This window comes from Polaromonas sp. P1_F6, assembly GCF_056405695.1.
Genome location: NZ_JBFUBQ010000002.1, coordinates 317749 through 343770 on the forward strand (window position 1 = coordinate 317749; position 26022 = coordinate 343770).

13 protein-coding genes, 1 tRNA gene and 1 pseudogene are annotated in these 26022 nt (G+C 61.7%); 10 read left to right on the forward strand and 5 right to left on the reverse strand.

Annotation, left to right across the window (positions count from 1 at the left end; genetic code table 11):
- Window positions 1-156: 156 nt before the first annotated feature.
- Window positions 157-1209: a CDP-6-deoxy-delta-3,4-glucoseen reductase gene (locus AC1DY9_RS07455; RefSeq protein ID WP_477666181.1), complete on the reverse strand. Its 1053-nt coding sequence runs from the start codon at window positions 1207-1209 to the stop codon at window positions 157-159.
- A 61-nt stretch (window positions 1210-1270) separates the two neighbouring features.
- Here AC1DY9_RS07455 and AC1DY9_RS07460 point away from each other — a divergent pair, with 61 nt between their 5' ends.
- The 3 genes from AC1DY9_RS07460 to AC1DY9_RS07470 all read left to right on the forward strand — a co-directional run bounded on the left by AC1DY9_RS07460 (window position 1271) and on the right by AC1DY9_RS07470 (window position 12264).
- Entirely contained in the window at window positions 1271-2197 is a 927-nt protein-coding gene (locus AC1DY9_RS07460; RefSeq protein WP_477666182.1) for an SDR family oxidoreductase, read from the forward strand.
- 425 nt (window positions 2198-2622) lie between these two features.
- Window positions 2623-10545, forward strand: a complete 7923-nt coding sequence (locus AC1DY9_RS07465) for a beta strand repeat-containing protein (protein WP_477666183.1) — start codon at window positions 2623-2625, stop codon at window positions 10543-10545.
- Between the two features lie 27 nt (window positions 10546-10572).
- Entirely contained in the window at window positions 10573-12264 is a 1692-nt protein-coding gene (locus AC1DY9_RS07470; RefSeq protein WP_457279478.1) for a ShlB/FhaC/HecB family hemolysin secretion/activation protein, read from the forward strand.
- Window positions 12265-12395: 131 nt separating this feature from the next.
- Here the strand turns inward: AC1DY9_RS07470 and AC1DY9_RS07475 are convergent, their stop codons facing one another.
- On the reverse strand, window positions 12396-13418 hold the full coding sequence (locus tag AC1DY9_RS07475; RefSeq protein ID WP_477666184.1) for a S1C family serine protease: 1023 nt from the start codon (window positions 13416-13418) through the stop codon (window positions 12396-12398).
- Window positions 13419-14014: 596 nt separating this feature from the next.
- Between AC1DY9_RS07475 and AC1DY9_RS07480 the strand changes: the two genes are divergently transcribed.
- The 3 genes and pseudogenes from AC1DY9_RS07480 to AC1DY9_RS07490 form a co-directional block, all read left to right on the forward strand.
- Window positions 14015-16231: a type I secretion system permease/ATPase gene (locus AC1DY9_RS07480; RefSeq protein WP_457279801.1), complete on the forward strand. Its 2217-nt coding sequence runs from the start codon at window positions 14015-14017 to the stop codon at window positions 16229-16231.
- 89 nt (window positions 16232-16320) lie between these two features.
- Window positions 16321-17856, forward strand: coding sequence for an HlyD family type I secretion periplasmic adaptor subunit (locus AC1DY9_RS07485; RefSeq protein ID WP_477666185.1), 1536 nt, complete (start codon window positions 16321-16323; stop codon window positions 17854-17856).
- 182 nt (window positions 17857-18038) lie between these two features.
- Window positions 18039-18317 (forward strand): annotated as a pseudogene (locus tag AC1DY9_RS07490) (IS21 family transposase); the annotation flags it as partial.
- A gap of 279 nt (window positions 18318-18596) precedes the next feature.
- Here AC1DY9_RS07490 and AC1DY9_RS07495 read toward each other — a convergent pair.
- Window positions 18597-18681: transfer RNA gene (locus AC1DY9_RS07495), tRNA-Leu, on the reverse strand.
- Window positions 18682-18720: 39 nt separating this feature from the next.
- Here AC1DY9_RS07495 and cysM point away from each other — a divergent pair.
- From cysM to AC1DY9_RS07510, 3 genes are all read left to right on the forward strand, one after another.
- A complete protein-coding gene (gene cysM, locus AC1DY9_RS07500) occupies window positions 18721-19623 on the forward strand; it encodes a cysteine synthase CysM (RefSeq protein WP_457279475.1) in 903 nt (300 codons plus the stop codon).
- A gap of 123 nt (window positions 19624-19746) precedes the next feature.
- Window positions 19747-20313 (forward strand): NUDIX hydrolase, encoded by a 567-nt coding sequence (locus AC1DY9_RS07505; protein WP_477666186.1) that lies wholly within the window; start codon window positions 19747-19749, stop codon window positions 20311-20313.
- Window positions 20314-20369: 56 nt separating this feature from the next.
- Complete coding sequence (locus tag AC1DY9_RS07510; RefSeq protein ID WP_007867181.1) at window positions 20370-20597, forward strand: sulfurtransferase TusA family protein; 228 nt, start codon at window positions 20370-20372, stop codon at window positions 20595-20597.
- Between the two features lie 18 nt (window positions 20598-20615).
- On the opposite strand, the gene galU is transcribed toward AC1DY9_RS07510, so the two are convergent.
- Window positions 20616-21536, reverse strand: coding sequence for a UTP--glucose-1-phosphate uridylyltransferase GalU (gene galU, locus AC1DY9_RS07515; RefSeq protein ID WP_457279474.1), 921 nt, complete (start codon window positions 21534-21536; stop codon window positions 20616-20618).
- A gap of 124 nt (window positions 21537-21660) precedes the next feature.
- Between galU and AC1DY9_RS07520 the strand changes: the two genes are divergently transcribed.
- Entirely contained in the window at window positions 21661-22677 is a 1017-nt protein-coding gene (locus AC1DY9_RS07520) for an NAD(P)-dependent oxidoreductase (RefSeq protein ID WP_457279473.1), read from the forward strand.
- Between the two features lie 335 nt (window positions 22678-23012).
- Here the strand turns inward: AC1DY9_RS07520 and AC1DY9_RS07525 are convergent, their stop codons facing one another.
- Entirely contained in the window at window positions 23013-25940 is a 2928-nt protein-coding gene (locus tag AC1DY9_RS07525) for a valine--tRNA ligase (protein ID WP_457279472.1), read from the reverse strand.
- Window positions 25941-26022: the final 82 nt, after the last annotated feature.

The window sequence follows — 26022 nt, forward strand, 5'->3', positions numbered from 1 at the left end:
ATTGTTGCAAATAATCGGGTCTCGCCGGCTTGCAGCGAATCCGGCTTTTCATGAGCCGGGGTGCATTCCCACAAAAAAGCCCCGGCTGACGAATCAGCCGGGGCGTTTCTTTTTCTTCTTCTTTTATTCTTCTTGTTTGTCGGGTGCGTGCGCCGTTCAGGTTTCGGCGGGTACGGTAGCCTGGGCTTTTTCTTTTTCGGTCACAAAGGAGTCGGCATAAAACTCGTCGTCCGGCAGGCCCGCAGCCGTGTAGGCGGCCTGGGCCGAATCCACGACGATGGGCGCGCCGCAGGCATACACCTGATGACCGGAAAGGTCGGAAAAATCATCCAGCACGGCCTGGTGGACAAAGCCGGTCCGGCCGGTCCAGTTGTCCTCGGGCAGGGCATTGGAAATCACCGGCACGTAGCGCAAATTCGGCATTTCCGCGGTCCTGGCCTTGACCCACTCGTCCATGTACAAATCGGCCGGGCGGCGGCCACCCCAGTACAGCACGGCCGGGCGCGTGATGCCCTTGTGTTGCAGATGCTCGATCAGCGCCTTGATGGGCGCAAAGCCCGTGCCCGAGGCCAGCAGCACCATGGGTTTGTCGCTGTCTTCGCGCAGGTAAAAGCTGCCGAAAGGACCCTCGATGCGCAGGATTTCCTTTTCTTTCATGGGGCCGAACACGTGCTCGGTGAACTTGCCGCCCGGCATGTGGCGGATGTGCAGCTCGACGCCCGGGTTGTCGGCCTGGGTGTGCGGGGCATTACCCATTGAATACGCGCGGCGGTCGCCGTCGCGCAGCAAAAACTCCACATACTGGCCGGCGTGGTACTTGAAAACATCGCTGGCCGGCAATTGCAGGCGCACCACCATCACGTCGTGCGAGGCCTTGGCCAGGCTGTTGATGCGCACCGGCATTTTCTTGACCGGGAAAGCGCTTTCATCCGTGACGTGGCGTGATTCGAGCACGACGTCGCTCGTCGCCCTGGCGCTGCAGGTCAGGATGAAGCCGTTCGCCTCTTCCTCGGGTGACATGGCTTTGACCTGGTGCGCGCCGTGAAGGACGCTGCCTTCCAGTTTTTTGGACTTGCAGGAGCCGCAGGCGCCGTCCTTGCAGCCGTAGGGCAGGCCGATGCCCTGGCGAATGGCGGCCGCCAGCAGCGGTTCATCCGCCTCGGCGATGAATGTCCGGCCACTGGGTTGCACGGTCACGTTAAAGCTCATATTCGGTATCCTTGCGGTATCTGTTCTCGACTTGGCTGGCTTTTTCCAGCAACCCCCAATTTTGCCCTCAAACCTGAACCCCCTAGGCGCGCTGCCTTTTCGTTTCCGCCGCGAGCGGGTTTTGATCGTCGGTTGCGGCGATGTGGGCCAACGCGTGGCCCGCCTGCTGCCACGCAATGTCCGGCTCATGGCCCTGACCTCATCGCCGGAGCGCTTGCCGGCTTTGCGCGCACAGCGCATCACGCCGCTACAGGGCAACCTGGACGACGCTGCCTCCCTGCGGCGACTGGCGGGGGTGGCTACGCGGGTGGTGCACCTGGCGCCGCCACCCGGCGACCAGCCCGATTGGCGTACCGACCCACGGACGCTGGCGCTGCTGCGCGCGCTGCGCCTGCGCAGCCTGCCGCAGTCGCTGGTGTATGGCTCCACCAGCGGGGTGTATGGCGACTGCGGCGGCGAATGGGTGCGCGAAACGCGGCCATTGAGCCCCCACACACCGCGTGCCCAGCGGCGTGTACATGCCGAGGCGCATCTGCGGCTTTTTGGCCGGGCCACCGGCACCCGTGTGCACCTGCTGCGCATCCCGGGCATCTATGCGCCCGACCGCGAAGGCGGTACGCCGCGTGGCAGGTTGCTCAAGGGCACACCTGTACTGCGTGCCGAAGACGACGTCTACACCAACCATATCCACGCCGACGACCTGGCCCGTGCCTGCCTGGCGGCGCTGTGGCGCGGCAAGCCCCAGCGCGCCAGCAACGCCAGTGACGACACGCAGTTGAAGATGGGCGACTATTTCGACCTGGCGGCGGACCTCTACGGCCTGCCGCGGCCGCTGCGCCTGGCACGGGGCACGGCACAGGAAGAGTTGCCGCTGATGCTGCTGAGCTTCATGAGCGAGTCGCGCCGGCTGGACAACACCCGCCTGAAGCAGGAGCTGCGGCTTCGTTTGCACTACCCGACAGTAGCAATTGGCCTGTGCGATCGGTGAGCACGCCAGCCGCGCGGCGCAACGCAATAAATGCCACGCAATAAATGCCATTGACCGCCTGAAATGAACGGGTTGCCACCATGGCAGCCCGTTTTCTCATTTTGGGTGTCTTTTTTTGGCAACGGCATTGCGGTCGAATGTTACAACCAAAGCGGTAACAAATTGAAACTAACGTGGTCGACCTGGAGCACGTTTCTATTAACCGCAAAAAGAACTTTTTTTGACCCGATGTGCCGGGTTTCCTTTGTGAATACCATCACTTCGAGTGCCTCTTTCTTGCAATCGGCTGACGCAAGGGGACTCGCGGGATGTGAAAAATGCACAAAAAAAGTTCGAAAAATGCGCGTACGGCAGCGCAATTTGTAACAATTATCGGTCGGTGCGCACCCACCGCGGCGCCGCCGTTTTTTGATGCCCTGGGACGGATGGCCGGTAGCGCCGCAGGCAGATGGACCCTGCGCAAGCCCGTAACGGCTGTTTTGCTGCTGGGAGCAGCGACGGCGCAGGCCGGACCGGTAGACGGCCAGGTTACTTCGGGCGCAGCCAGCATCTCGCAGAGCGGCTCCGCCACCACCATCAATCAGTCCAGCCAGAACGCTTCGCTGACCTGGAAGAGCTTTAACGTAGGCGCGCAGGAAAGCGTCAACTTCGTGCAGCCTTCGGCCAGCGCGATCGCGGTCAACCGCATCCTGGACACCCACGGCAGCCAGATCCTGGGCCAGCTCAATGCCAACGGGCAGGTTTTCCTGATCAATCCCAACGGCATCCTGTTTGGCGCCGGCGCCCAGGTCAATGTGGGCGGGCTGGTGGCGTCCACGCTGGATGTCAAGGATGCGGACCTGAGCAACGGAAAGCGCAGCTTCAGCGGCACAGGCGCAGGCAGTGTGGTCAACCAGGGCCGCATCAATGCTGCCACGGGCGGCTACGTTGCCCTGGTCGGCAATACCGTGCGCAACCAGGGGAGCATCAGCGCCCCGCAGGGCAGCGTGGCGCTGGCGGCAGGCAGCGCGGCTACTTTGACCTTCCAGGGCAACCAGCTGCTCAAGATCGAGGTGGACCAGAGCGTTCTCAACAGCCTGGCCGAGAACGGCGGGTTGATTCTGGCTGACGGCGGGCAGGCGCTTATGAGCGCCGGTGCCAAGGATTCCCTGCTGGCCAGCGCAGTCAACAACACCGGGGTGATCCAGGCGCGCACCGTGGAAAACCGCAGCGGCACCATCATCCTGCTGGGCGGCATGGCCGCCGGCACCGCCAACATTGCGGGCACGCTGGACGCTTCGGCACCCAACGGCGGCAACGGCGGCTTTGTGGAAACCTCGGGCGCGCGGGTGAACATTGCCGAAGGCGCCCGGATCACCACGGCGGCCCCCGCCGGCAACAGCGGCACCTGGCTGATCGACCCGGTGGATTTCACCATCGCCGCTGCGGGCGGGAACATCACGGGTGCGGCCCTGAGTGCCAACCTGGGTTCAGGCAACGTCGTCATCCAGAGCAGCAGCGGGAACACGGGCACAGCGGGCGACGTCAACGTCAACGACGTGGTGAGCTGGAGCATCAACCAGCTGACGCTCAACGCGCAGAACAACATCAACATCAACGCCAACCTCAATGCCTCCGGTACGGGCAAGCTGGCGCTGGAATACGGCCAGGGCAATACCAATGGCATCACCAACTCCTACAACGTCAACAACGGCGCGAAGATCAATTTGCCGGCAGGCAACAATTTCAGCACCAAGCAAGGCAGCAACGGTACCCCCGTCGCCTATACGGTGATCACTGACCTGGGTACCGCAACCAGCACCAGCGGCACAGATTTACAGGGCATGAGCGGCAATCTCAACGGTCGCTACGCACTGGGCGCTGACATCGACGCCTCGCCAACCAGCGCTTGGAACGGCGGCAGTGGATTCGAACCGCTGGGCAACAACCTGGCGCAATTCAGTGGCATCCTGGACGGTTTGGGCCACACCATTTCCGGCCTCACTATCAACCGGCCCACCGCCACCTACGTCGGTCTGCTCGGCTATGTAGGCGCTTCGGGGCGAATCAACAATTTGGGCTTGGCCGGCGGTAGCGTCACGGGCCAAACCAAAGTCGGCGCGTTGGCCGGGTGGAGCAATGGCAATATCACTAACAGCTACGCCAGCACCTCAGTGACCGGCTCCGGATCCGAGGCTGGTGGGCTGGTGGGGACCAGCCAGGGCGTAATCCGCAACAGCCACGCCAGCGGCGCGGTGATCGGCTCGTTCATTGTTGGCGGGCTGGTTGGCTGGAACCAGGGCCTTATCAGCGACAGCTATGCCACCGGCTCTGTCGGCGCATCGAGTTCGCGGGTTGGCGGGCTGGTGGGCGACATGCTCAACGGCGGAAGCGTCAGCAATAGCTACGCCAGCGGTAACGTCACCAGCACCGGCCAGGATGTCGGCGGGCTCGTGGGGTATTGGGACAGCAATGGCACCGCCAATGTTGTGATCAGCAATAGTTATGCGAGTGGCACGGTGTCCGGCACCACGAATGTCGGCGGCCTGGTGGGCTATAAATTTGACGCTGGTGGCACGATCAATAGCAGCTACGCGACGGGGGCCGTGAGCGGCACCAGCAATCTGGGTGGGCTGGTCGGCTTGTGGGACGCCGGAACGGCGATCAACAACAGTTTCTGGGACACCGTCACAACCGGGCGGGCCACAAGCTCGGGCGGCGGCATGGGCATGACCACGGCCCAGATGCAGCAGCAGGCCAATTTCAGCTCGGCCACGGCTGCCAACGGCAACGTCAACCCGAACTGGGATTTCACCAGCGTCTGGCGTATTTATGAGGGAAATAGCCGTCCCCTGCTCAAGGCACTCATGAAGGCCACCACGGTCACCGTCGCCAACACCAGCAAGACCTATGACAGGCTGTCCTGGAATGGTGGAACCAGCGTCAGTTGCTCCAACGTGGCCTGCGGCAGCTTGTCGGGCAGCATCGGTTTCGGCGGGACCGCCCAGGGCGCGGTCAATGCCGGAAGCTATACGGTGACAGCGTCCGGCCTGTATTCCAACCAGCAGGGCTACGACATCAGTTACGCCAATGGCACGCTGACAGTCAATCCCGCCAGTTTGGCTGTCACCGGCGTGAGCGCAAACAACAAGGTGTATGACGCCGGCACCACCGCCACCCTCAACGGCACGGCCAGCGTAACAGCCATCGCCGGCGACACGGTGAGCATCGCCGGCGCCGGCAGCGGTGCTTTCGCCGACAAGAACGTGGGCAACGGCAAAGCCGTGACGGTCACCGGCTACACGCTGGGCGGCGCAGATGCCGGCAACTATGTCATCGTGCAGCCCACGGGCCTGACCGCGAACATCACGCCGGCCAGCCTTGCCGTTGGCGGTGTGACGATCCAGAACAAGGTGTACAACGCCAGCGACGCCGCCACCATCAACGGCACGGCCAGCGTTGCAGCTTTCGCCGGTGATACGGTGAACGTGGCCGGCACGGGCATCGGCCGGTTTGCCGACAAGAACGTGGGCAACGGCAAGGTGGTTACCGTGACCGGCTACACGCTGGGCGGCGCCGATGCCGGCAACTACACCGTGGTGCAACCCACTGGTTTCACGGCCAACATCACGCCGGCCAGCCTGGCGGTTACGGGCGTGGGAGCCAACAACAAGGTCTACGACACAACGACCACCGCGACGCTCAACGGAACAGCGGCTGTCACAGCCTTGGGCGGCGATACCGTGACGTTGGGCGGCACCGGCAGCGGCAATTTCGCCAACAAGAACGTTGGCAACGGCAAGGTCGTGACCGTGACCGGCTACACGCTGGGCGGCGCCGATGCCGGCAATTACACCGTGGTGCAACCCACCGGTGTCACGGCCAATATCACACCGGCCAACCTGGCGGTCACAGGCGTGGGGGCCAACAACAAGGTGTATGACACCACCACGACGGCGACGCTGAGCGGAACGGCCGCCGTTGCGGCCTTGGGGGGCGATGCCGTGACGGTAGGCGGCACCGGCAGCGGCAATTTCGCCAACAAAAATGTAGGCAATGGCAAGGTTGTCACCGTCACCGGCTACACCCTCGGCGGCGCCGATGCCGGCAACTACACCGTGGTGCAACCCACCAGTGTCACGGCAAACATCACACCAGCCAGCTTGGCGGTGACGGGTGTGAGCGCAAACAACAAGGTCTACGACACCACCACTACGGCCACGCTGAGCGGAACAGCAGCGGTGACGGCTTTGGGTGGCGATACCGTGACCGTGGGCGGTACCGGCAATGGCGCCTTCGCCAACAAGAATGTGGGCAATGGCAAGGCGGTGACTGTGACCGGCTACACGCTGGGCGGTGCCGACGCCGGCAACTACACCGTGGTGCAACCCACGAGCTTGACCGCCAATATCACACCGGCCAGCTTGACTGTCACGGGTGTAGGCGCAAACAACAAGGTCTACGACACAACGACCACAGCGACGCTGAGTGGAGCCGCAGCGGTGACGGCTTTGGGCGGCGATACCGTGACCGTGGGCGGCACCGGCAGCGGCACCTTCGCCAACAAAAACGTGGGTAACGGAAAGGTCGTCACTGTCACCGGCTATGCGCTGGGCGGTGCCGATGCCGGCAACTACACCGTGGTGCAGCCCACGGCGGTGACCGCCAACATCACACCGGCCAGCCTGGCGGTGACGGGTGTGAGTGCAAACAACAAGGTCTATGACACCACCACTACGGCCACGCTGAGCGGAACAGCCGCCATTACGGCCCTGGGTGGCGATACTGTGACGGTGGGTGGCACCGGCAGCGGCAATTTCGTCAACAAGAATGTTGGCAATGGCAAGACCGTCACCGTGACCGGCTACACACTGGGCGGCGCTGATGCCGGCAACTACACCGTCGTTCAACCCACCGGCGTCACAGCCAACATCACGCCGGCCAGCCTGGCTGTCACGGGTGTAGGCGCAAACAACAAGGTCTACGACACCACCACCACCGCCACACTCAATGGCACGGCGGCCGTCGCGGCCCTGAGCGGTGACGTGGTGACGGTTGGCGGTGGCAGCGGCACCTTTGCCAACAAGAATGTGGGCAATGGCAAGGCGGTGACTGTGACCGGCTACACACTGGGCGGTGCCGACGCCGGCAACTACACCGTGGTGCAACCCACGGGATTGACCGCGAACATCACGCCGGCTGGCCTGGCTGTTACCGGCGTAGGCGCGAACAACAAGGTCTACGACACGACCACCACGGCGACACTCAACGGAACGGCAGCCGTTACGGCCTTGGGCGGTGACGTCGTGGCCGTGGCCGGCACGGGCAGCGGCAGCTTCGCCAACAAGAATGTTGGCAACGGCAAGGCCGTGACTGTCACCGGCTATACGCTGAGCGGTGCGGACGCCGGCAACTACACCGTGGTGCAACCCACGGCGGTGACCGCGAGCATCACGCCAGCCAGCCTGGCTGTTACCGGCGTAGGCGCCAACAACAAGGTCTACGACGCAACGACCACCGCGACTCTCAACGGAACGGCGGCTGTTACGGCCCTGGGGGGTGATGTTGTGACGGTTGGGAGTGGAAGTGGCGCTTTTGCCAACAAGAATGTGGGCAGCGGCAAGGCCGTGACTGTCACCGGCTACACGCTGGGCGGAGCCGATGCCGGCAATTACACCGTGGTCCAACCCACGGGGCTGACCGCCAACATCACCCCCGCCAGCCTCACGGTCACAGGTGTGAATGCCAACAACAAGGTGTACGACACCACAACTGCAGCCACGCTCAGCGGAACAGCTGCGGTGACGGCCTTGGGTGGTGACGCGGTGACGGTAGGCGGCGCCGGCAGCGCCAGCTTCGCCAACAAAAACGTAGGCAATGGCAAGGCCGTAACCGTCACCGGCTACACGCTGGGCGGTGCCGACGCCGGCAATTACACCGTGGTGCAACCCACCAGCTTGACCGCCAACATCACACCGGCCAGCTTGGCTGTCAGCGGTGTGAGCGCAAACAACAAGGTCTACGACACCACCACTACGGCCACGCTGAGCGGAACAGCAGCGGTGACGGCTTTGGGTGGCGATACCGTGACCGTGGGCGGTACCGGCAGCGGAAATTTCGCCAACAAGAACGTAGGTAACGGCAAGGCCGTCACCGTCACCGGCTACACACTGGGCGGAGCCGATGCCGGCAACTACACCGTGGTGCAGCCAACAGGTGTCACGGCCAACATCACGCCGGCCAGCCTGGCCATTACGGGTGTAGGCGCGAACAACAAGGTCTACGACACCACCACCACCGCCACGCTCAATGGCACCGCAAACGTCGCCGCCCTGGGCGGCGATGTGGTGACGGTTGGCGGTGGCAGCGGCACCTTCGCCGACAAGAATGTGGGCAACGGCAAGGCTGTGACGGTCAGCGGCTACACACTGGGTGGAGCCGATGCCGGCAACTACACCGTGGTGCAGCCCACCGGTGTCACGGCCAATATCACACCGGCCAACCTGGCGGTCACAGGCGTGGGGGCCAACAACAAGGTGTATGACACCACCACGACGGCGACGCTGAGCGGAACGGCAGCGGTGACGGCTTTGGGTGGCGATACCGTGACCGTGGGCGGTACCGGCAATGGCGCCTTCGCCAACAAGAATGTGGGCAATGGCAAGGCGGTGACTGTGACCGGCTACACGCTGGGCGGTGCCGACGCCGGCAACTACACCGTGGTGCAACCCACCAGTGTCACGGCAAACATCACACCAGCCAGCTTGGCGGTGACGGGTGTGAGCGCAAACAACAAGGTCTACGACACCACCACTACGGCCACGCTGAGCGGAACAGCAGCGGTGACGGCTTTGGGCGGCGATACCGTGACGGTGGGCGGCACCGGCAGCGGCACCTTTGCCAACAAAAACGTGGGTAACGGAAAGGTCGTCACTGTCACCGGCTATGCGCTGGGCGGTGCCGATGCCGGCAACTACACCGTGGTGCAGCCCACAGCTGTCACGGCCAACATCACGCCAGCCAGCCTGGCAGTCACAGGTGTGGGCGCCAACAACAAGGTGTATGACACGACGACCACAGCGACGCTCAACGGAACGGCGGCTGTCACAGCTCTGGGCGGCGATACCGTGACGGTGGGCGGCACCGGCAGCGGCAATTTCAATAACAAAAACGTTGGCAATGGTAAAGCTGTGACGGTTACCGGCTACACACTGGGCGGTGCCGACGCAAGCAACTACATCGTGGTGCAGCCTACGGCAGTGACTGCCAACATCACGCCGGCCAGCGTGGCCGTCACGGGCGTGGGGGCAAACAGCAAGGTGTATGACGCGGGTACTGCCGCCACCCTCAATGGCACAGCCGCTGTGGCTGCTTTGGGTGGTGACGTGGTGAGTGTGAGTGGCGGCAGCGGCACTTTTACTGACAAGAATGTGGGCAACAGCAAGGTCGTGACCGTGACCGGCTACACCCTGGGCGGAGCCGACGCCGGCAACTACACCGTGGTGCAACCCACCGGCCTCGCAGCCAACATCACACCAGCCAGCCTGGCTGTCACAGGCGTCGGGGCAAACAACAAGGTCTACGACACCACCACCAACGTCACGCTTAACGGAACGGCGGGGGTCACGGCCCTGGGCGGTGATGTGGTGACTGTGGGTGGTACCGGCAGTGGCGCCTTCGCCAACAAAAATGTGGGCAACGGCAAGGTCGTGACGGTGACCGGCTATACGCTGGGCGGAGCCGACGCCGGGAACTACACCGTGGTGCAACCTACAGGTGTCACGGCAAACATCACACCGGCCAGCCTGGCTGTCACCGGTGTGAATGCGCAGAACAAGGTTTTTGACGGTACGACTGCGGCCACCTTGGGTGGTACCGCCGCCGTGGCGGCCCTGGTCGGTGACGTGGTTAGCGTCAGTGGCGGCAGCGGGGCTTTTGCCAACGCGAATGTGGGTAACGCAAAGCCCGTGACCGTGACCGGCTATACCCTGGGCGGGGTTGACGCGGCCAACTACACGGTGGTGCAACCGACCGGGCTGACGGCATCCATCACTCCCTTGCCTGTCACAGCTGTGCCCGCACGGGCGGGAACGCTTGGGCGGGGGGGCGCCGATGATGGTGCCGACGCCGCCATGCAACAGGCCGTGGATGGGACACGCTCCAAATCCGGCCTGATCGAGGTATCTCCCATCCTTCGGGTAACTCGCAGCGCAAGCGCGGATGCCTCCGGTGGAGACGAACTGGTGGTTTCCGGTGGGGCCGTCGAGGTGCTGCAGGATGTGGTTGCCACAGTAAGAAAAGATCCGCGCCTGCATATCGTTGACGGCGGCGTGCAGCTGCAAAACGGTGTGCTGGCCGCTCAAAAATAAATACGGCCACCCCACAAAAGTTTCCCCATGAAATGCAACGTATCCGGTAAGCACGCTGTGCTGCTGTTGGCAGCCGCGCCCCTGTTCGCGGTCCAGGCGGCTGATCCGCTGCCGGTTGATATCGGCACCATCCTCCAGCAGGTCCAGCCGTCCCAGCAAGCCGTCCCATCGCCCCGCGGAGAAAGGCCGCCTCTCAGCAATGAGGGGAATGTCCCGCCGCCACCTGCACGTCCCGCCGTGACGGTGGATGTCAAATCGATCAACATCATCGGCAACACCCTGTTTGAGACAGCCACGCTGCATGCACTGGTGGCCGATGCTGAAGGCAAAAGCCTGACGCTTGACCAGCTCGACGAAATGGCGGGGCGCATAGGCCAGTATTACCACAGCAGGGGCCAGACCTTTGCCCGGGCCGTGGTGCCTGCGCAGGTGATCCAGTCGGGCGTTGTTCGCTTTCTGGTGATCGAGGCGCGCTACGGCAAGGTCGGCGTCAACAACCAGACGCGCGTGAACGACCTGCTGCTGCAGGCGACGGTAGCGCCGCTGCAAAACGGGCAGCCAGTCGACCAGGCCCTGCTGGACAAGTCCCTGCTGTTGCTGTCGGACATACCCGGCGTGGTGGTGCAGGCAACCTTAAGACCCGGCGACGGGATGGGCACCTCCGATCTGAGTATCGATACCACGCCCGGCCCGGCGGTTTCAGGAAGCCTGGTTGTGGATGGCTACGGCAACAGCTATACAGGAAGAGCCCGCTTGGGCGGTACGGTGTACGTCAACAACCCCTTGAAGCATGGCGATGTCCTGAGCCTGAGCGGCCTGAGTTCCGGGAAGGGGCTGAGCTACGGACGGGTGGGCTACGAATCATTGTTGAACGGCCAGGGTACCCGCGCAGGAGCCGCCTATTCCTTGCTGGACTACAAAATTGGCGGGTCTCTTGAGATACTTGGCGCACACGGTTCCGCCGAGACCGGCAGCCTCTGGGGCAAGCATCCGCTGGTGCGAAGCCAGACGGTCAACCTCTATGGACAGATTCAGTACGACACGGTGCAGTTGCGCGAGCGTGTAGACGTGGCAGGAATAAAAACAGACCGGCATCTCGACTCCTGGACGTCGAGCCTGACCGGGGACTGGCGGGACACCTTGCTGTCCGGCGGCATCAATACCTGGAGCCTGGGATGGACCCGGGGCAGGGTGGTTTTTGACGCTGCCGAGGCGCAGCTGGACGATGCGGCCAGCGCTAGGACGCAGGGCTGGTTTTCAAAGGCCAATCTGGGCTTCTCCCGCTTGCAGCGCCTGGGGCAAAACAGCACGCTGCATTTTTCATGGGCGGGCCAGTGGGCCAACACCAACCTCGATTCGTCGCAAAAAATGTCCGTGGGCGGGCCCTATTCGGTGCGTGCCTACGATGTGGGTGCGCTGTCGGGTGATACGGGTTACCGCACAAGCGTCGAGCTGCGCTACGACCTGGGGCAGGTTGTCGGCGGCAAGCTCCAGGCGGTGGCGTTCTGGGACGGTGCCTACCTGAAAGTCAATCAACGACCCTGGGTGGCAGGTGCGAACAGTGCAACGCTCAGCGGAGCGGGGGTCGGCCTTGACTGGACGGGGCTCAACCAGTGGCGGGCTCGCGCCTATCTGGCCTCGCCCCTGGGGCAGACACCCGAGCTGGTCAGGACGACAGATTCAACGCGGATGTGGACCGAGGTCGCCTACCGTTTTTGAAGGCTCCGCTGCTTGTGCCCATTCCTGGCTTGTGGTGCCGGGCTGTCAATTCACGTAGCCCTGTAGTGCTATTAAATAAATAGCTGCTTGCGCTTTCCCTGTCTGGGCTACAGCCTATTTTGTTGTAAAAATCAGATACCGGCGGGCCTCTTGAGCGTCAGCATCCTGTCCTGGGCCTTGAGCACAATGGTTTTGACTTCTGCACCCTGCAGCACCGTCAGCCTGACTTCCGCGTCGGGTGCGGGCCGGTCCCACAGCTTTTTATAAAAAGCTTCGAGCGTGGCCACCTTGGCGTCGTCCACTGCCAGCACCACATTGCCCGCCTCCAGCCCGGCCAGGTCCGCAGGACTCTCCTTGCTGACCCGCAGGATCTGTATGCGCCCGCCCTGGTCATTGGAGGTGATGCCAAGCCACGGCCTGCGGCTTTTCGTGCTGGCGCCTGAACGCTGCAGCTCCGCGAGGATGGGACGCAGCAAATCCACCGGCACAAACATATTGCCCGGCAGGCGGCGGTTTTCACCTGTGGCATCGGACACGAGCAGCGAGCCTATGCCCATCAACTCACCTTTCTGGTTGAAGAGCGGGGCGCCACTGTGGTTGCCACCACTGGCCATGATGGGTGGGCTGGTGAACAGCGCCGATTCGATGTGGTATTCCCAGTTGCCGGAGAACGCGCGCCGGCTGACCAGCCGGGTCATGCTCACGTCGCCGTCCTCATCGGCCTGCGGGCCGGTGACGGCCATCAGAGGTTCGCCCGGCTGCAGGTCTTTGCTATTGCCCAGGGCCGCTACGCCCACGCCACGCAGCGGCAGCAAAGGGCGCAACAGCCCAAACCCGGTTGCCAGGTCGTAGGCGACGGCGCGCGCCGGCAACGTGCGGTTGTCCTGCGTCACGATCTCAATGTATTCGGCCTCCAGCATCAGGTAGCCGATGGTGAGGATGAGCCCGTCCTGGTTGATTTGCACACCCGAGCCGGCACGGCGCAAGCCCAGCGTTTCGGCCGAGCGCGCATCTTCCATCGCCGTGACCTTGACACCGACCACTGCTGTCGTAGCGCGAGTTAGCGCATCCATCATGGCCTGTGCCGCCGGGGGCTGCACAGTGGCTGCGTGCGCGGTCGCCAACCACGGCATGCCGGGCACTAACGCAGACATGAATGCGCTTGAAAGGAGGATGCAGAGCCACTGACGCAAGGTGTACATGACGGACTCCTGAACGGCAGAAATTTCTGCACGGAGTTCAAGAATGCACGTTAATAAATGGCGTGACAAGCGGCAGGGTCAAAAGAATCAGGAAGGGAAAGTAACAAGCATTCAGCCCAGTAATTACTCAATACTCAACCAATCCGGCGCTAATGCACCAGTTCAGAGCGTTCGCAATTCTTTGGGAATCAACGGCCCTGAAAAGAGATGAAAAAGGAGATGAAAAAATTTAGCCCAATAAGTTTTGCAACGCAAAGTTCAAAAGTATCTCTATTTCCAGTGGTTTGGAAATGACTAAGCAATTAGTACCCAAACCGGCGTTGAAAATAACGTAACTGCCGCTGCAAGTTCTGCGTATTGCGATACAGTTTGGAACAAATAACAGGGAGGGGGCCCGTGCGGGCGCCTTGAGACATGTCACATAACATAGCCGACTGGGGAAGACTCGCCCCAAGCACATACGTGATCGCACCTGTGCCGCCGCAGCAATTCTTTTGCTGTGGCAGGAGTCCCAAGTGACAACCGCAACCACAGCAGCCTCGCCCACACTGTCAGCGGCGCCGGGGGCTGAAGAGCCAGCACCACCCATCAACGCGCTCGCTGCCCTGTGCCTGGTGGCGCGCTTTCACCAGGTTGCCGCAGACCCCCATACCCTTGCCCATCAACTCGGCGTTTCCCCGAGTGACGATATTGATGCCAGCATATTGCTGCGTGCGGCCAAACACCTTGGGCTTAAAGCCAAGCTCTCTAAATCCAAACCCGACCGCTTGAAGCTGGTCCCGCTGCCGGCCCTCGCTTTCCTGAAGCCCGCAGACGACGCAGCAAGCAGCACCAGTGCCGGTAGCAAGCAAGTCCGCACTGTCATCCTGGCGCAGTGCGACGGCCAGCGTGTGCTGTTTCAGGACCCGGCCACACCGTCGAACAGGCCCACGATTGAATCAGTGGAAGTCTTCGCAAGCCAGTGGACGGGTGAGCTGATCCTCATCACCAGCCATGCCGCGCTGGCGGGTGAACTCGCCAAGTTCGACTTCTCCTGGTTTGTGCCCAGCCTCGTCAAATATCGCAAGCTGCTGGGCGAAGTGCTGCTTATTTCCTTCATGCTGCAGCTGTTCGCGCTCGTCAGCCCGCTGTTTTTCCAGGTGGTGATGGACAAGGTGCTGGTGCACCGGGGCCTCACCACGCTGGATGTGTTGGTCATCGGCCTCGTGGTGGTGGTGCTGTTTGAAAGCATCCTCAACGGTTTGCGTGCCTACGTGTTCAGCCACACTACCAGCCGCATTGACGTGGAGCTGGGCGCGCGACTTTTCCGCCACCTGGTGCAATTGCCGCTGGCGTACTTCCAGGCCCGGCGTGTCGGTGACTCGGTGGCGCGTGTGCGCGAGCTGGAGAACATCCGCAGCTTCCTCACCGGCAACGCGCTCACCGTGGTGCTCGACGTTCTCTTCTCGGTCATCTTCATCGCCGTGATGCTGTTCTACAGCGTGCCGCTGACCTTGATCGTCATGGTCAGCCTGCCGCTGTACTTTGGCCTGAGCCTGGCCGTGGTACCCATCCTGCGCCAGCGGCTGGACGTGAAATTTGCGCGCGGCGCAGAGAACCAGTCCATGCTGGTCGAAACCATCACCGGCATCCAGACCGTCAAGGCCAGCGCACTCGAGCCCAGCTTCGGCAAGCGCTGGGACAATCAGCTCGCCGCGTATGTCAGCGCCAGCTTCAAGACACAAAACCTCGCCACCTGGGCGCATGAAGGCATCAACCTGATCGGCAAGCTCGTGAACGCGGCCACGCTGTGGTACGGCGCGCACCTGGTGATGAACAACGAACTCACCGTTGGCCAGTTTGTGGCCTTCAACATGTTTGCCCAGCGCGTGGCCCAGCCCATCATGCGCATGGCCCAGCTATGGACGGACTTTCAGCAAACCGGCATCTCCGTCGCGCGCCTGGGCGACATCCTGAACACCCGCACCGAAGTGCCGCCCACCAGCGCCGCGCAGCTGCCGCCCATCAAGGGCCGCATCACGCTCGACGGCGTGGTGTTCCGCTACCGGCCCGAAGCGCCACCGGTGCTGCACGGCATCAGCCTCGATGTGAAACCCGGCGAGATCATCGGCATCGTCGGCCGTTCGGGCTCCGGCAAAAGCACGCTGACCAAGCTGGTGCAGCGCCTCTATTCCCCCGAAGGAGGCCGCCTGCTGGTCGATGGCATAGACATCAGCCTGATCGACGCCGCGCAGTTGCGCCGGCAGGTCGGTGTGGTGCTGCAAGAGAATTTGCTGTTCAACCGCAGCGTGCGCGAGAACATCGCCATCACCGACCCGGCTGCGCCGATTGAAGCCGTGGTGCGTGTGGCGCAACTGGCCGGCGCGCATGAGTTCATCAGCGAGCTGCCCGAAGGCTACGACACGCATGTGGGCGAGCAGGGCAGCTCCCTCAGCGGCGGGCAGCGCCAGCGCATCGCGATTGCGCGAGCGCTGTTTACCAACCCGCGCATCCTGATTTTTGACGAAGCCACCAGCGCGCTCGACTACGAAAGCGAAGCCATCATCCAGCGCAACATGGCCCACATCTGTAAAGGCCGCACCGTGCTCATCATTGCCCACCGCCTGAGCGCCGTGCGCCACGCGCACCGCATTATCGTGATGGACAAGGGCAAGATTGTTGAAGCAGGTCCGCACGACGCACTGATCCAGAAACCGCAAGGCCTGTATGCGCACCTGTGGCGCATGCAGGACGGCAAACAACCGATGGAAGGGGCGTCGGCATGAGCACCGGTCCTGAAGATCAAAAACCGGTAGCCGTGGGTTCCGCACCGGCCGAAGCAGCTGCCCCGGCTGACAGCCGAGAGAAGCATCAGATGAAGCAACCTGCGCCTGACGTGGAAGACATAACCGCCAAAGGTGAAGCTCCGGCCGAAGTTCCCCAGGAAGCCGCCGTACCCGCCAAGCCTCGCCACCCCGCTATCGAACTGCTGACACGTTATCGCGCCATCTTTGGTGCTGCCTGGGCGCATCGCGACGAGCTCGCCGGCCCGCGCCGCTTGAGCGACGAGGCAGCTTTCTTGCCCGCCGCACTCAGCCTGCAAGACACGCCGGTGCACCCAGCGCCGCGCCGCCTGGCTTACCTCATCATGGGGCTGTTTGTCATAGCGCTGGTCTGGTCCATCTTCGGCAAGATCGACATCGTGGCCGTGGCGCCTGGGCGCGTGGTGGTGAGCGAGCGTACCAAGCTGATCCAGCCTCTGGAGCGCAGCGTGGTCAAGGCGGTGCTGGTCAAAGACGGCGACCACGTGGTGGCCGGTCAGCCGCTGGTGGAGCTGGACCCAACCGCCGCCAGCGCCGACAAGACCACGGCGCATGATCAGCAAAAATCAGCATTGTCGGAAGTGCTGCGCGCCCGTGCCATCCAGCAGGCGCTACAAAATTTGCAGCAGCTTGCGCCCGCCAGTACTGGGTTGCCGGCTAAATACATGCCCGAGTTTCCCAAAGAATGGTCTGCAGCCGAGACTGCCGCCGCACAGGCGCAGCTGCAAGGCGAGTGGGGCGACGTGACGGCCAAGCTCGCCAAACTGTCTTCAGAAATCAGCCGCCGCCAGGCCGAAATCGTCACGGCGCGCGCCGTGGTCTCCAAACTCGAAACCACCGTGCCCATGGCCCAGGCGCGCGAAATGGATTTCAAGAAGCTGGTAGACCAGGGCTATATCTCCGGTCACGCCACCCAAGACAAAACCCGCGAACGCGTAGAGCTGGAGCGCGACCTGGCCACCCAGCGCGCCAACCTGCTGCAAACCCAGGCCACCCTGCGCGAAAGCGAAAACAGCCGCGCCGCCTACCTGGCCGAAGTGCGCCGCACGCTGTATGAGCGCGAAGCCCAGGCCGACCTCAAACGCCAGCAAGCCACCCAGGAACAAGCCAAAGCCACTCAACGCGAAAACCTCACTACGCTGAAAGCGCCCGTCGCCGGCGTAGTGCAGCAACTCGCCATCCACACCACAGGCGGCGTTGTCACCGAAGCACAGGCGCTGATGATCATCGTGCCAGAGGGCGCGCAGGTCACGGCAGAAGTCACCCTGGAAAACAAGGACATCGGCTTCGTCAACGTAGGCAACGGCGCCGAGATCAAGCTCGAAACCTTTCCCTACACCCGCTACGGCACCGTGCAAGCAAGCGTAGACCGCGTCACAGCCGACGCCGTCAACGACGAAAAGCGCGGCGCAATTTTCCCCGTCACGCTGGCCCTAAAAACCAAGCAGATCGACATAGACGGAAAGATGATTCAGCTCGTCCCCGGCATGAACCTGACCGCAGAGATCAAGACCGGGCAGCGGCGGGTGATTGAGTATTTGCTGAGCCCGATTCAGAGGGCGGGTAGTGAGAGTTTGAGGGAGCGATGACGAAGCTCTTACTGCGAAAGTCGAAATCTTTTTATGAAAATTAAAAGAGACTACCTTGCGTAAATTGAAATTTGAGGTGTTGAATTCCATCGAAATCTGACCCACTTAGCGCAGTAATTTCCATCCAAAACTGACCCACGTAGGCACTACCCTGCTTGTTTTAAAAGCAGGAGAAATTAGGAGTGATAGACGTGGCGACATTGAATGTCATCAGGCGTTGGGCATTGCGGGATCAGATGTCCATTCGCGAGATCTCAAGGCGTACAGGCCTGGCTCGCAACACAATAAAGAAGCACCTGCGGTCGGAAGAGAGCGAGCCCAAGTACCCAAGGCGGGCCAGCGCCAGCAAGCGCTATCACTACGCCGAGAAGCTGGCCACCTGGCTAGTCATCGAGGCAACAAAATCGCGGAAACAGCGGCGCACTTTGAGGCAGATCCATACAGACTCAGCCCAAAAAGGAGAAAACCAAGAACTTATCCACATCGTGAGCAGCTTCTGCTCACAAAGAGTGTGGGTCAATATTCGATGGAAAACTCGGGTCAGACTTCAGTGCAATTCAACAACGTCGGAAGGTCTGAATCGCGAATTTGCCCCAACGACCGGCGCGTGCTGGTCTTCAAATTCTGGCGGCTGGCGTCGGCTTAGTCGTCGTATTCACCAGTGCCGGGTGCATTTGTGTTCGCAGCGGCGACAAAAGAAAAAGCCGGATCGGTTTGAAACCGTCCGGCTTTTCGGGATGTGGTGCCCGGGGCCGGAATCGAACCGGCACGCCTTGCGGCGGGGGATTTTGAGTCCCCTGCGTCTACCAATTTCACCACCCGGGCCGCGAGGAGCGAAGCCTCAAATTATGGCACAGTGTGGCCATGAACTATCCAACCATTGAAGACGCGATTGGCAAAACGCCTCTGGTCGCGCTGCAACGCATTTACGCCGCCGAAAACGCCGCCCGCGGCAATGTCATCCTGGGAAAGCTCGAAGGCAACAACCCGGCCGGTTCCGTGAAAGACCGCCCGGCGCTGTCGATGATCAAGCGCGCGGAAGAGCGCGGCGACATCAAACCCGGCGATACATTGATTGAAGCCACTTCCGGGAACACGGGCATTGCACTGGCCATGGCCGCGGCGATCAAGGGCTACAAGATGGTACTGATCATGCCGGAGGACCTGAGCATCGAACGCGCCCAGACCATGAAGGCTTTTGGCGCCGAATTGATCCTGACGCCCAAAAGCGCCGGTATCGAATATTCCCGCGACCTGGCCGACCAGATGCAAAAAGAGGGCAAAGGCCGGGTGCTGGACCAGTTCGCCAACCCGGACAATCCGCGCATCCATTACGAGACCACCGGCCCTGAAATATGGACAGATACGTCAGGCAAGGTGACACATTTTGTCAGTGCGATGGGCACAACCGGCACGATTACCGGCGTTTCCCGCTATCTGAAAGAGAAAAACCCGGCGATCAAGGTCATCGGCGCCCAGCCCAGCGAAGGGTCCCGCATTCCCGGCATCCGCAAATGGCCACAAGAGTATTTGCCCAAGATTTACGACCCCCGCCAGGTCGATGAACTGGTGCTGGTGAGCCAGGCTGACGCTGAAGACATGTGCCGCCGCCTGGCGCGCGAGGAAGGCATTTTTGCCGGCATCTCGGCGGCAGGGGCGCTCTGGGTCGCGCAGGAAATCGCCAAAACCGTGAAAGACGCTGTGATCGTCTTTGTCGTGTGTGACCGCGGCGACCGTTACCTGTCTACCGGCGTATTTCCGGCTTGAGCCATTTTTTGAGGCCAAAAATTGGCTTTGGCCCATATGTGACTTGCGCAAGCAGCTATTAAAACGATAGCGAATTGCGCTCCTCAACCCCTCTTATCCTTTCCTTCTCCTCCTTTCTTGACCATGACCCACGAATTCAGGTTTTGCCCCAACTGCGCGACGCCGCTGGCCATGGTGTCGCAGATGGAAGACGGCGGCGAGAAGGCGCGCCTGCGTTGCCCAGCCTGTGGCTATACCCACTGGAACAACCCCACGCCCGTGCTGGCCGCAGTGATCGAATACAACGGCCAGGTTTTGCTGGCCCGCAATGCCGCCTGGCCCGGCAAAATGTACGCGCTGATCACCGGCTTTATGGAGGCCGGGGAAACGCCCCAAGGCGGCATAGCACGCGAAATCAAGGAAGAAACCAGCCTGGACACCACCTCGCTTGATTTGATTGGCGTCTATGACTTCCAGCGCATGAACCAGATCATCATTGCCTACCACGCCGTCTGCACGGGGGATGTCAGCCTGTCGCCAGAACTGGTGGACTACCGGCTCTACGACCTGGACAAGCTCAAATGCTGGCCTGCGGGCACGGGCTACGCGCTGGCTGACTGGCTGCGTACGCGCGGCCATGAACCTGAGTTTGTGGATTGGGCTACCGTGCTGAGCAAAGTGGAACCGGACGGCGACGGCAAGGCCGGGTAAAACCGGGCGAACAGGCTTTGCGCTTTGCTTAAAATCGCGGCAACCCAAGGATTTTCATGAACATCGACAAAGAACTCGACACCCGCGGCCTCAATTGCCCGCTGCCCATCCTGAAGGCCAAAAAAGCGCTGACGGAAATGCTCAGCGGCCAGCTGCTTCGAGTTGTATCAACCGACGCCGGCTCTACGCGTGATTTCCAGGCATTTGCCAAACAAACCGGCAACGAACTGGTCGAGCAGCAGGTTGCCGGTAGTGACTTTATTCACGTTTTAAAGCGGCGCTGATTCTGTAACAGGTGGTTATCAGGCCACTTGTTTGCGGCGTTCCCGGCCGGACCAGCCAATTTGCAGGTTGTCCAGGTAATTCCGGAAATACACACCCACTTCTGGGTGCTCCAGAGCCAACTCTACGGTCGCTTCCAGGAAGCCTTCCTTGCTTCCGCAGTCATAACGTTTGCCCTCGTACTGGAAGGCATACACGCTCTCCTGGCCCAGCAGGCTCGAAATCCCGTCGGTGAGCTGCAACTCGCCGCCCACGCCGGATGTCTGCTTGCGGATGTGCCCAAAAATCGCGGGCGTCAGGATGTAGCGGCCGGCCACGCCCATGCGTGAAGGTGCCACCTCAGGCGCCGGCTTTTCGACAATCCTTTTGACTTTCATCAGGCCGGTGCTGGCGCCTTCCGTGGCGACGATGCCGTAACGGCGGGTTTGATCGAGAGGGACCTCCTGCACCGCCAGGATGGATTGCTGGACCTCTGCGAATTGCGCCGCCATCTGGGCCAGCACGGGCTGGCCGCCTTTCGGGCCGACCATCAGGTCATCGGCCAGCAACACGGCAAAAGCCTCCTGGCCCACCAGGTGCTCAGCACACAGCACGGCATGGCCGAGGCCCAGCGAACGGGGCTGGCGCACATAGGAAAAATTCATGTCGTCCGGCTGGACAGAGCGCACCAGTGATAGCAGTGCGTGCTTTTGGGCTACTTCAAGTTCGTTCTCTAGTTCATAAGCAGTATCGAAGTGATCTTCGATGGCCCGTTTATTGCGTCCAGTAACAAAAATCATGTGTCGGATGCCTGCGGCGTAGGCTTCTTCCACTGCGTATTGGATCAACGGCTTGTCGACCACAGGGAGCATTTCCTTGGGTTGGGCCTTGGTGGCTGGCAGAAAACGGGTACCGAGACCAGCAACCGGGAAGACAGCTTTATTTAATGTAAATTTTTGCATCGACTTTGACCGAATAAAAGCCTAAAGTGTTGCGTTGTTGGTACAGCGCGTGGGTCGGACAAATGCCCGAATCTGCGTGGGCACAGCACGCGATCGAGAGTTTGCAGGAAAAAGGATTGACTGAGTGGACATCTTACTTCTTGATGCGTTAGTGCCCGAAGCAATGGCCTGGCTTGAAACCCGGCATGGCGTCGCCTACCATCCAGAGCTTGCCGACGATCTGACATCGCTGCGCAAGATCGCGTACAAAACCAAAGGCATTGTTTTTCCGCGCCAGACTGTGGTCACGCGCGAGTTCCTCGATTTCCTGCCCAGGCTCAAGGCCATCGGGCGCCTGCACGTGGGAACCGACAACACCGACCTGGAGGCCTGCAAGGAGCGCGACATCAAGGTCGTGCATGCCAGCAGCGCCAACGTCCGCTCCAACGCAGAATACCTTTTGAGCAGCCTGCTGTTGCTGTACCGCCGCGGTCTTGTCTCGGCCTTGATGGGACGCCGTCATCCCACGACGCAGATGGGGCGCGAGCTTCATGGCAGCACCGTGGGCATTCTGGGCCTGGCCCCGACGGCGCACACGCTGGCCGGCATGCTGAGCGGGCTCGGCGTGCGGCTTGTCGGCTACGACCCTGCGGTTCATCACACTGCGCCCATTTGGGAGCGCCTTCGCATACAGCCTGTTTCCTTGCCAGAGCTGGTCAGCCAGTCTGATGCCGTGTCTGTGCAGATGCTGTATGCCACCCGGTTCCGGGGTTTCGTGAACGACAAACTCCTGGCGGGCTGCAAGCGCAACCAGTTGTGGGTCGGCATCAGCCGCAGCGAATTGTTTGATGAGGGCGCATTGGCCGCTGCGCTGTGCGACGGCCGCATTGAAGCCTGCATCCTGGATGGCGCTGAAGCAAGTTTCCTGGGTGACACCTCACCGCTCAAAGGGCTGAAGAACCTGTTTGTCACGCCGCGCCTGGGCTCCCACACACGCGAGGCACGCCTGCGCTCGAGCTGGTATGTAGCCCACCGTATGCATGAAGCTCTGGGCACGCAGCACAGCGGCATGGACCAGTTGACCAGCACCCCCATGGGTCTGGAGTCGCCGGGCAGTGTCCCGCCGTCGCAGTGGTCTGAACCCGAATTCATGACCAGATAGATGTTGGCCCCCACGTTCGCTCACTTCGTGTAGCTCTCTGCCCCCCGAGGGGGCGCTGCGCCTGCGGTCTGGCAAAGCCGGTTCCGCGGAGAGATAAAGCCCCCACGTTCGCTCGCTTCGCGTAGCTCTCTGCCCCCCGAGGGGGCGCTGCGCCTGCGGTCTGGCAAAGCCAGTCCCGCGGCCCCTGCTGGTGAAGAGGCATCTATCTTTGACCGTTGCAGTTGACTGGTCTTGGCGTATACGCAGCCCGCGGGTCTTACCAGGGCTCGCTTCGCATCCCGATCAATAAAGAAAGCCCCGCATTGCGGGGCTTTTTTCTGGCGGTGGCCTGGCGCTTATTTCAGGCGTGCCAGTTGCTCGCGAATCTTGGCCAGGGCCGCCTGGTTATCGGCCAGGCGTTTGCGTTCCTGCTCCAGCACGGCCGGGGGCACCTTGTTGACAAAGGCTTCATTGGCGAGCTTGGTTTCGGACTTGGTGATTTCTCCTGCCAGGCGGGTTTCTTCCTTTTGCAGGCGAACCTTTTCCGCCGCCAGATCGACTTCCATATAAAGGCACAGGCGCGCTTCGCCGACGATGGCCACAGGTGCAGACTGCGCCGCAGCGGCCCAACTGGCTTCGTCGTCGAACACTTTCACTTCGCTCAGCTTGGCCAGTGCCTTGAGTACCGGGGCGACGCCCTGCATGAAGGCGGTGTCGCCCAGCACATAAAGCGGCATGCGGGTAGCCGGAGACACCTTCATTTCGCCGCGCAGGTTGCGGCAGGCATCCACGAGCGTCTTGAGTTTGGTGACATGCGCTTCCGCTACCACGTCAATTTTCTCGGGCTGGCTTTGCGGATAAGGCGCGACGCCGATGAACTTGCCCGTTTTGCCGGCGACGGGAGCCACTGTCTGCCACAGCTCTTCCGTGATGAACGGAATCACCGGATGCGCCAGGCGCAGGATGGCTTCGAGTGTGCGGATCAGTGTGCGGCGTGTGGCGCGCTTTTGCGCATCGGTGCCGGTCTGTATCTGCACCTTGGCGATCTCGAGGTACCAGTCGCAGAACTCGTCCCAGACAAACTGGTAGATGCTGCCGGCAACGTTGTCGAGGCGGTAGTCGGCAAAGCCTTTGGCCACGTCGGCTTCCACGCGCTGCATGGTCGATGAAATCCAGCGGTCGGCCTGCGAGAAGCTCAGGTAGTTGTGGAACTCTCCGCCGGGCGCGCATTGCTCTTTGGTGTGCTCTTCCAGCCCGCAGTCCTGGCCTTCGCAGTTCATCAGCGTGAAGCGCGTTGCGTTCCAGAGCTTGTTGCAGAAGTTGCGATAACCCTCGCAGCGTTTGCTGTCGAAGTTGATGCTGCGTCCCAGGCTGGCAAGCGAGGCGAAGGTAAAACGCAGCGCATCGGCGCCGTAGCCCGGAATGCCGGCGGGGAATTCCTTTTCGGTGTTCTTGCGCACCTGCGGCGCCGTCTCGGGCTTGCGCAGGCCTTGCGAGCGTTTTTCGAGCAGGGGCGCGAGCTCGATGCCGTCGATCAAATCGACCGGGTCCAGCACATTGCCTTCGGACTTGCTCATCTTCTTGCCCTGCGCGTCTTTCACCAGGCCGTGGATGTACACGTGTTTGAACGGCACCTGACCGGTGAAGTGCGTGGTCATCATGATCATCCGGGCGACCCAGAAGAAGATGATGTCGTAGCCGGTGACCAGCACGCTTGATGGCAGAAAGAGATCGAGCTCTTTCGTCTTCTCAGGCCAGCCCAATGAAGAAAAAGGAACTAGCGCCGATGAGTACCAGGTGTCGAGTACATCTTCATCGCGCGTGAGTTTTTTACCGGGCGCCTGGGCCTGTGCTGCTGCCTCGTTTTCAGCGACGTAAACCTTGCCGTCTTCGTCGTACCAGGCCGGGATCTGGTGGCCCCACCAGAGCTGGCGCGAGATGCACCAGTCCTGGATGTTGTTCATCCACTGGTTGTAGGTGTTGACCCATTGCTCAGGCACGAACTTCACGTCGCCGCTGGCCACCGCATCGCGCGCCTTTTGCGAAATGGATTTTCCGGTCGGGTCCTGTTCACTCACCTTGCTGAGCGCCACAAACCACTGGTCGGTCAGCATGGGTTCGACCACTGCGCCGGTGCGCGCGCACACCGGCACCATGTTTTTGTGCGGCACGGCTTTTTCGAGGAAGCCTTGGGCTTCCAGGTCTTTCAGCACGGCCTTGCGGCAGTCATAGCGGTCCAGGCCCTGGTATTGCGCCGGGCCGTTCTCGTTGATCTTCGCGTCCAGCGTGAAGATGGTGATCAGCGGCAGGTTGTGGCGCAGGGCGACCTGGTAGTCGTTGAAGTCGTGCGCGCCGGTGATCTTCACCACGCCGCTGCCAAATTCGGGGTCGACATAGTCATCGGTGATCACCGGAATCTTACGGTCGCACAGCGGCAGGTCGACCATCTTGCCGACCAGGTGTTTGTAGCGTTCGTCGTCCGGGTGCACAGCCAGCGCGCCGTCGGCCAGCATGGTTTCGGGCCGTGTGGTGGCTATGTGCATGCCGCGCAGCGGCGAGCCGTCAGCGGCTTTCTGCGGGCCGTCGCTGAAGGGGTACTCGATGTGCCACATGAAACTGTCGCGCTCTTCGTTTTCGACTTCCAGGTCGGACACGGCGGACTTGAGGATCGGGTCCCAGTTCACCAGGCGCTTGCCGCGGTAGATCAGGCCTTGCTTGTAAAGCTGCACAAAGGTCGAGGTCACCACCGTCGACATCTTCGGATCCATGGTGAAGTACTCGTGCTTCCAGGCCACCGAGTCGCCCATGCGGCGCATCTGGCGCGTAATGGTGGTGCCGGACTCTTCCTTCCACTCCCACACTTTCGCGACGAAATTTTTGCGGCCCAGGTCGTGGCGGCTTTGGCCTTCAGCCTGCAGCTTGCGTTCCACCACGATCTGCGTGGCGATGCCGGCGTGGTCGGTGCCGGGCACCCACAGCGTGTTGTGGCCGCGCATGCGGTGGTAACGCGTGAGCGAATCCATGATGGTCTGGTTGAAGGCATGGCCCATGTGCAGCGTGCCCGTCACGTTGGGCGGTGGCAGCTGGATGGAAAAAGAAGGCTTGGCAGCGTCCAGCGTGGGCTCGTACTGGCCGCTTTGCTCCCATTCGGGGCCCCAGCGGCTTTCAATGGCGGCCGGCTCGAAGGACTTGGCCAGGCCGTCCAGCCCCGGTGTGGCGACTTTCACGGCCTCAGGGGCTGTGTTGGCGGTATCGGCAAGGGTGGGGGCGGCAGCGTTGGTCATGGGGCAATGAAAAACGGCATCGAAGGGATGCCGCCTTGGGTTGGGTGAAACTCCGCTGATTTTATTCGACTGGGGCTGGCCG

Coding starts and splice junctions, on each gene's coding strand:
- AC1DY9_RS07455 (WP_477666181.1), bottom strand. CDS start 1,209: ATGAGCTTTAACGTGACCGTGCAACCCAGTGGCCGGACATTCATCGCC.
- AC1DY9_RS07465 (WP_477666183.1), top strand. CDS start 2,623: ATGGCCGGTAGCGCCGCAGGCAGATGGACCCTGCGCAAGCCCGTAACG.
- AC1DY9_RS07470 (WP_457279478.1), top strand. CDS start 10,573: ATGAAATGCAACGTATCCGGTAAGCACGCTGTGCTGCTGTTGGCAGCC.
- AC1DY9_RS07475 (WP_477666184.1), bottom strand. CDS start 13,418: ATGTCTGCGTTAGTGCCCGGCATGCCGTGGTTGGCGACCGCGCACGCA.
- AC1DY9_RS07485 (WP_477666185.1), top strand. CDS start 16,321: ATGAAGCAACCTGCGCCTGACGTGGAAGACATAACCGCCAAAGGTGAA.
- cysM (WP_457279475.1), top strand. CDS start 18,721: ATGAACTATCCAACCATTGAAGACGCGATTGGCAAAACGCCTCTGGTC.
- AC1DY9_RS07505 (WP_477666186.1), top strand. CDS start 19,747: ATGACCCACGAATTCAGGTTTTGCCCCAACTGCGCGACGCCGCTGGCC.
- AC1DY9_RS07510 (WP_007867181.1), top strand. CDS start 20,370: ATGAACATCGACAAAGAACTCGACACCCGCGGCCTCAATTGCCCGCTG.
- galU (WP_457279474.1), bottom strand. CDS start 21,536: ATGCAAAAATTTACATTAAATAAAGCTGTCTTCCCGGTTGCTGGTCTC.
- AC1DY9_RS07525 (WP_457279472.1), bottom strand. CDS start 25,940: ATGACCAACGCTGCCGCCCCCACCCTTGCCGATACCGCCAACACAGCC.